This is a genomic window from Blautia sp. 1001283B150304_161114_C9 (genome assembly GCF_015668165.1).
GTDB classification, from domain to species: domain Bacteria; phylum Bacillota; class Clostridia; order Lachnospirales; family Lachnospiraceae; genus Blautia_A; species Blautia_A wexlerae.
On the sequence record NZ_JADPGO010000010.1, the window covers coordinates 106,609 to 113,112 of the forward strand.

At 40.7% G+C, this 6,504-nt stretch carries 6 protein-coding genes; 5 read left to right on the forward strand and 1 reads right to left on the reverse strand.

Annotation, left to right across the window (positions count from 1 at the left end; all coding sequences use genetic code 11):
- The first annotated feature begins 10 nt into the window (after nt 1-10).
- Complete coding sequence (locus tag I4V44_RS07405; protein WP_196002539.1) at nt 11-850, forward strand: transketolase; 840 nt, start codon at nt 11-13, stop codon at nt 848-850.
- Nucleotides 838-1,776, forward strand: a complete 939-nt coding sequence (locus I4V44_RS07410) for a transketolase family protein (RefSeq protein WP_196002540.1) — start codon at nt 838-840, stop codon at nt 1,774-1,776. The genes I4V44_RS07405 and I4V44_RS07410 overlap by 13 nt, the downstream gene beginning before the upstream one ends.
- On the opposite strand, the gene yyaC is transcribed toward I4V44_RS07410, so the two are convergent.
- On the reverse strand, nt 1,749-2,303 hold the full coding sequence (gene yyaC / locus I4V44_RS07415; RefSeq protein ID WP_196002541.1) for a spore protease YyaC: 555 nt from the start codon (nt 2,301-2,303) through the stop codon (nt 1,749-1,751). The two genes, I4V44_RS07410 and yyaC, sit on opposite strands and share 28 nt — an antisense overlap.
- Before the next feature lie 278 nt (nt 2,304-2,581).
- Here yyaC and I4V44_RS07420 point away from each other — a divergent pair, with 278 nt between their 5' ends.
- The 3 genes from I4V44_RS07420 to I4V44_RS07430 all read left to right on the forward strand — a co-directional run bounded on the left by I4V44_RS07420 (nt 2,582) and on the right by I4V44_RS07430 (nt 5,986).
- A complete protein-coding gene (locus tag I4V44_RS07420; protein ID WP_022380099.1) occupies nt 2,582-3,949 on the forward strand; it encodes a LysM peptidoglycan-binding domain-containing protein in 1,368 nt (455 codons plus the stop codon).
- Nucleotides 3,950-4,029: 80 nt separating this feature from the next.
- Complete coding sequence (locus I4V44_RS07425) at nt 4,030-5,277, forward strand: DUF5711 family protein (protein WP_062807063.1); 1,248 nt, start codon at nt 4,030-4,032, stop codon at nt 5,275-5,277.
- A gap of 10 nt (nt 5,278-5,287) precedes the next feature.
- Entirely contained in the window at nt 5,288-5,986 is a 699-nt protein-coding gene (locus tag I4V44_RS07430; RefSeq protein ID WP_020993249.1) for a CvpA family protein, read from the forward strand.
- Nucleotides 5,987-6,504: the final 518 nt, after the last annotated feature.

The window sequence follows — 6,504 nt, forward strand, 5'->3', positions numbered from 1 at the left end:
ATTTACCACAATGGAAAAATTAGAACTTCAGAAAATTGCAAACGAAGTCCGTAAAGACATCGTTACTGCATTACATTCTGCAAAAGCAGGACATCCGGGCGGATCTCTGTCTGCAGCAGATGTATTCACTTATTTATATTTTGAAGAAATGAATATTGATCCAAAGAATCCTAAGAAGGCTGATCGTGACCGTTTCGTACTTTCCAAAGGCCACACAGCACCGGGATACTACTCTGCACTTGCAGAAAGAGGCTTTTTCCCAAAAGAAGATCTGAAGACTCTTCGTCATCTGGGTTCCTATTTACAGGGACATCCGGATATGAAACATATCCCGGGTGTTGATATGTCCAGCGGTTCTCTGGGACAGGGAATCTCTGCAGCAGTTGGTATGGCGCTTTCTGCCAAATTAAGCAATGAAAGCTATCGTGTATACACCTTATTAGGTGACGGCGAAATTCAGGAAGGCCAGGTTTGGGAAGCTGCTATGTTTGCAGGCTTCAGAAAACTGGACAATCTTGTAGTGATCGTGGATAATAATGGACTTCAGATCGACGGTAAGGTTGATGAAGTATGTTCTCCATACCCGATTGATAAGAAATTTGAGGCATTTAACTTCCATGTGATTAACGTTGCAGACGGAAATGATATGGATCAGTTAAGAGCTGCTTTTGATGAAGCAAAAGCTACTAAGGGAATGCCTACAGCTATCATTATGAAAACTGTAAAAGGAAAAGGCGTTTCCTTTATGGAAAATCAGGTTGGATGGCATGGAAAAGCTCCGAATGACGAGCAGTATGCACAGGCAATGGAAGAGTTAGAAAAGGCAGGTGAAGCATTATGTCAGAAGTAAAGAAGATCGCAACAAGAGCAAGCTACGGTGCTGCGCTGGTTGAATTAGGTAAGAAACATGAGAACCTGGTCGTTCTGGACGCTGACCTTGCTGCAGCTACTCAGACTGGCGTATTCAAAAAAGAATTTCCGGAGCGTCATATTGACTGTGGTATTGCTGAGTGTAATATGATGGGCATTGCCGCAGGTCTGGCTACTACAGGAAAAGTTCCATTTGCCAGCACATTTGCAATGTTTGCAGCAGGACGTGCTTTTGAGCAGGTTCGTAACTCTATTGCATATCCGAAGATCAATGTAAAAATTGGCGCTACTCATGGCGGAATTTCTGTAGGTGAAGATGGTGCTACCCATCAGTGTTGTGAGGATTTTGCTCTTATGAGAGTAATTCCGGGAATGGTTGTTGCCTGCCCTTCTGATGATATTGAAGCAAAAGCTATGGTAGAAGCAGCTTATGAGCATGTTGGTCCTGTATATATGAGATTTGGACGTCTGGCAGTTCCGGTTATCAATGACAGACCGGACTATAAATTTGAATTAGGCAAAGGTATTGTCCTTCGTGAAGGAAAAGACCTTACGATCATTGCAAACGGTCTCTGCGTAGCTCCTGCTCTTGAAGCTGCAGAGAAGCTTGCGGCAGACGGCGTAGATGCAAAAGTAATCAATATCCATACGATTAAGCCTCTGGATGAAGAACTTGTAGTTGCAGCAGCCAAAGAAACAGGCAAGGTTGTAACTGTAGAAGAGCATTCAGTAATCGACGGACTTGGCGGAGCAGTATGCGAATGCCTGTCTGAGAAAGCACCTGTACCTGTAAAACGTATCGGTGTAAATGATGTATTCGGAGAATCCGGTCCTGCCACAGCTCTTCTTGAGAAATATGGTCTTGATGCAGAAGGCATCTACAAACAGATCAAAGAATTTGTATAATTTACGATTCCCTGTGTGATGGTATCTGCCAGAGAGATTACCGTAGACAGGCGGGTAGTCTGAAGGGTTAGCTGTTCCAGTACACCTGCAATGTTTACAATCCCTGTGATATGGATATCACCAACAGGAGGAAGTTCTTTCTGAACTGCAGCACCTGGGTAAAGTGCACCATCTGCGATGGTCACATACCCCAGGTGCTTTTTTTGTCCAAGAGAGGCATCCACTGCAATAACCAGACCTTCGGGATGCAGAATTTTGATCTGGCGGGAAATTCTGGAAAGATTTAAAGCATGTACGGGGCTTTTCAGGGTACCGTAAACATAAACGCCATGAGTGTCCGTATTCAGATGTTCAAGTAACTGGTGTCCGATATAGGGACCGAGACAGTCTCCTGTCACGCGGTCACTTCCGATACACAGAAAAACCAGTTCCGACCATCTGCCGGGATATTGAAGAATACATTTATTTAAAAGAAAAGCGATTTCCTCAGCAGAACTGCTTTTCCGTGAGTCCACATAAAATACCATAAAACCTCCCTGATCGTATTTATGTACTCGCAGAGTCTCTATTGTACCTGCACAAAAAGATTTCGAGAGCACATTATTGATTATATCTTTTAATTGCTATAGTCCCTTTGCTTCATAACAACAAGCTTCGAAGAGGCTTCTGATAACATCATATCCTTACCGGGATAAAAATATGCACTGTGCAAAATCTGTCGCCAAATTCTGGTAAATTCCTCTTACAATGTGATAAAATCTGCAATTTATCTGTGTTATCCTGATACCCGAAGGGGTGATGAGAGATGATAGAAGTAATCTATAAGGACGAATCTCAGGAAGGACAAAATGGTGAGGAACCGTTTGGATTACCCAGAAATATACGCCAGATCGGCCTGGCAGCCGAAGATTACAGGATTTATATGGAGGACTATGTGTACACATTTCTGGTAAGACTTGCCAGAACGGAAGACTCTCTGGGAGAAGCAAAAACCAGAGTGGCAGTTCTTACAGGAAATCTTAAATGGCGTTCTCAGACAGCTTATCTGTTTATCAAAGGTGCTATTATAGCGGAGGAGATGGAGGCAGCACCTGATCATATCGATTTTTCGGAAAATCAATGGAAGCAGATACAGGAAGCCCAGAAGGAGTACTTCGAAGATCAGGAGATTGTGGGATGGTTCTTTTCACAGCCTCAGCTTCTCCTGAAAGTATCGGAAGTGATGTCAAAAGTACACATGAAACATTTTGGAGGAGAAAAAGTCCTGATGCTTATGGAACCTCAGGAAAGGGAAGATGCTTTTTTCCGTTATGAAAACAATGAAATGGTGCGTCTGGGAGGGTATTATCTTTATTATGAAAAAAATCCCGGTATGCAGACGTATATGATCGACAAAAATGAAGAACTTCAGCCGGAACCTCAGGAAAAATATGAAGATCAGGCTGTGAAAGATTTTCGCAAAATAATTGCAGATAAAAAGGAAACCAGGAAGGAGCCGGCAGCTCCTTCTGTTTTTTCATATGGATTAACTGCATGTCTGGCAATTGCAGTACTGACAGTGGGTGTTAATTTTTACAGAAGTTACCAGAATGTAAAACAGAACGAAAAGGAGAGCGCGACGGTTTCTTCGGTGATCGTTGAGGAGATAACGCCGTCTCCTGTTGTCGGGACTTCGAACAATGAAGCTGTCAGGCAGCATAAACAATACCGGACAGATACTATACAAAATGATGCAGGGAAGAATAAAAAGAATAATGAAGAGAATGATGAAGAGAATAATCAAAGCACCAGTGAAAAAGAAAATTCTGAAAAGAAAAACAATACTTCAGAGAAAAAAATATCAGCAGAGCAGACAGATACAGAACAAAAATCGGACAAAACAGAACAGCTTCCGGATGTAAAGACAGAAAAAGCAGATAAAACCGAACAAATCTACCAGCAGGAAGCAGATGAACGTAAAGCACAGAAACGTGTCAGGGAAGCTGTGCAGAAGGAAAACAGCGAAGCAGCGGGAAAAGCCCATGAGTCATATGTGATTCAGCCCGGCGATACTCTTTTTCAGATAAGTATGGACAGATACGGAAGTATCGAAGCCATAAGTCAGATCTGCAAATTGAATGGGATGTCAGCGGACGAAATCATTTATCCGGGACAAGTAATTGTATTACCTTAGAAAACTGTGCTATAATAAATGGCAAAAACTGAAACCTGATAATCAACAAAATGAAAGTGAGAAATAAGGTAAAGGCTAAAATGGCAAATACATTTAAGAAAATAATAAAAAAACATAAAAAGAAAAAGCTTCAGGCAGAGAGAAACAGAAAAGCGAAAGCCCGGGAGAGAGCTGAAGAGGAATATGCAGATGATTATGAGCGCAGATTGTCCCGCCACAAAAGAAGTGTAGTGAAAAAGACAGTTATTACAGTGGTGGCGATAGCTGCTGCTGTAACGGCTGTGGGATTTTACATAGAGAAGAGAAGCTATCATACTTATAAAGTAGTCCAGACAAGTGAGCAGGAGGATATTGTTTCTACAAATTATGTTGAAATGGATGGAAATATCCTTCGATACAGTCCGGACGGGGTTTCCCTTGTTTCTGATAAGATGAGTACACTCTGGAGCGAAACCTATCAGATGCAGAATCCTGTGGCAGATGTTAACGGAACTCATGCGGTGATTGCGGATAAAGATGGAACAACTTTGGAGATTTATGATAAATCAGGAAAAACAGGCAGTGTAACTACTTCCTACAGTATTGTCAAAGCAAAAGTATCCAAAAGCGGTCTTGTTGCGGCAATCCTGGATGGTGGAGATGATACATGGATTGATTTTTATGGTACAGATGGAAGTCTGATTGCTGAAAATCAGACGAAGATAGATGATCCGGGATATCCCCTTGATATTGCTGTATCTGAAGACGGAGTGATCATGATGGTAACCTATCAGTTCGTAGATGGAAGTGATACGACCAGTTATGTGGCATTTTACAATTTTGGAGATGTAGGACAGAACGAGGATGACAGAATTGTCAGTGGATATAAGTATGAAGGCGTGGTAGTTCCGCAGATCCAGTATCTTGATAATAACCGGTCTGTAGCACTTAAAGATAATGGATTTACAATTTATCATGGAAGCCAGATTCCGAAGGAAGTAAAAACAGTAAAAGTAGATAAAGAAATTGTCAGTACTTTTTATGATAATGATATGATTGGTCTTGTGTTTAAGAATGACAGTAAAGACAAACAGTATACAATGGAAGTTTATACTACAGATGGCAAATTGAAATTCAAAGAAAACTTCAATATTCCATATACGACGATTAAATTAAGCGGTGGAAATATTCTGATGTACAACAGTTCCCAGATGTGTGTAATGAACAGCAGGGGAGTACAGAAATATCTTGGCAGTGTGGATGGAACGATCAAAGATTTCTTCAAAATCGGAATGAACAGATATCTTCTGGTATTGGACAGCGGTGTAGAGATAATAAAACTTAGTTAGGAGGATGAAAATGGCTTTAACGTGGGCCGGAGTCATTACGATACTTTTTCTGGCGGCTGCATGTGTCAGAGGTTATAGGCGGGGACTGATAAAAGAACTGGTTTCGCTTGTATGTGTTTTTCTGTCGATGGCGATCGTGTGGTTTATAAATCCTTATGTAAATGAGTTTATTCGGGAAAATACATCAATTTATGAAAAAGTACAGGAAAGCTGCCGGGAGTTTGTAGGAGAGGAATACAGCACATGGACAGGCAGTGGAGAAAGCCAGACTGAATTTATAAATGAAATGAATCTCCCGGAACTGCTGAGGAATGGACTGGTTCAGAATAATAATTCTGACAGTTACCAGTATTTGGCTGTAACTACATTTTCGGATTATATTGCTCAATATCTGGCGAGAATGGCAGTGAATGGAATTTCTTTCCTGATTTCTCTGCTGATGTCGACGATTATGGTGAGGAGTATCACATGGATGCTGAATCTTGTGACGAGATTACCTGTGCTGCATGGCATGAACAAGGTAGCAGGAGCGTTGCTGGGGGCAGTTAAATTCCTTATAGTAATATGGATTATCTTTCTGGCTCTCACCATTGTGTGCAATACAAAGGTTGGTGAGGCGGCCCTTCAGATCATTAAGAAAGATTGCATCCTGAGTTTCATATATGACAGAGATATCCTAATCAGGATATTTATGAGTATCTTCTATTAAAAAGGTTTGGTATCTGTGGACCGTAGGTATCGGATCCAAATGTCTTCCTGCGCAAATGCGAACGATTTTTGAATCTTTACTCTGATATTGGGGCGTTAAAAATGAGGATATTATAGCGATATCGGAGATAGTGTAAAAAATATGTAAAAAAATGTAAAATAATACTTGACGCAAAAAGAAAATAATGATATGATAAATCCGCCTCTGAGTGAGGCGGATTTTTTTTGACAGACAACAGAGATTTGGTTGAATAAAGTTGAAAAAAATATAAAAAAAGTGTTGACAGGAAACTGAAGACATGATATTATATCAGAGTTGCTGATGCAGATGAAAAAAAGAACTTAAAAAATAAAATAAAAAAGTTCTTGACAAAGCAAAAAGCAAGTGATATAATAAATGAGCTGTCAGCCGAGAGGCGAAGACGGACAACCTTGATAACTAAACAGTGAAACACATACGATTCTCGAAAATTCTTTACATTTTTAAGAACGGTTTAAAAAACCAAAAACAGTAAAACG

What these genes read in the sequence shown, in the direction of transcription:
- I4V44_RS07405 (WP_196002539.1), top strand. Translation starts at nt 11, where the DNA reads ATGGAAAAATTAGAACTTCAGAAAATTGCAAACGAAGTCCGTAAAGAC.
- I4V44_RS07410 (WP_196002540.1), top strand. Translation starts at nt 838, where the DNA reads ATGTCAGAAGTAAAGAAGATCGCAACAAGAGCAAGCTACGGTGCTGCG.
- yyaC (WP_196002541.1), bottom strand. Translation starts at nt 2,303, where the DNA reads ATGGTATTTTATGTGGACTCACGGAAAAGCAGTTCTGCTGAGGAAATC.
- I4V44_RS07420 (WP_022380099.1), top strand. Translation starts at nt 2,582, where the DNA reads ATGATAGAAGTAATCTATAAGGACGAATCTCAGGAAGGACAAAATGGT.
- I4V44_RS07425 (WP_062807063.1), top strand. Translation starts at nt 4,030, where the DNA reads ATGGCAAATACATTTAAGAAAATAATAAAAAAACATAAAAAGAAAAAG.
- I4V44_RS07430 (WP_020993249.1), top strand. Translation starts at nt 5,288, where the DNA reads ATGGCTTTAACGTGGGCCGGAGTCATTACGATACTTTTTCTGGCGGCT.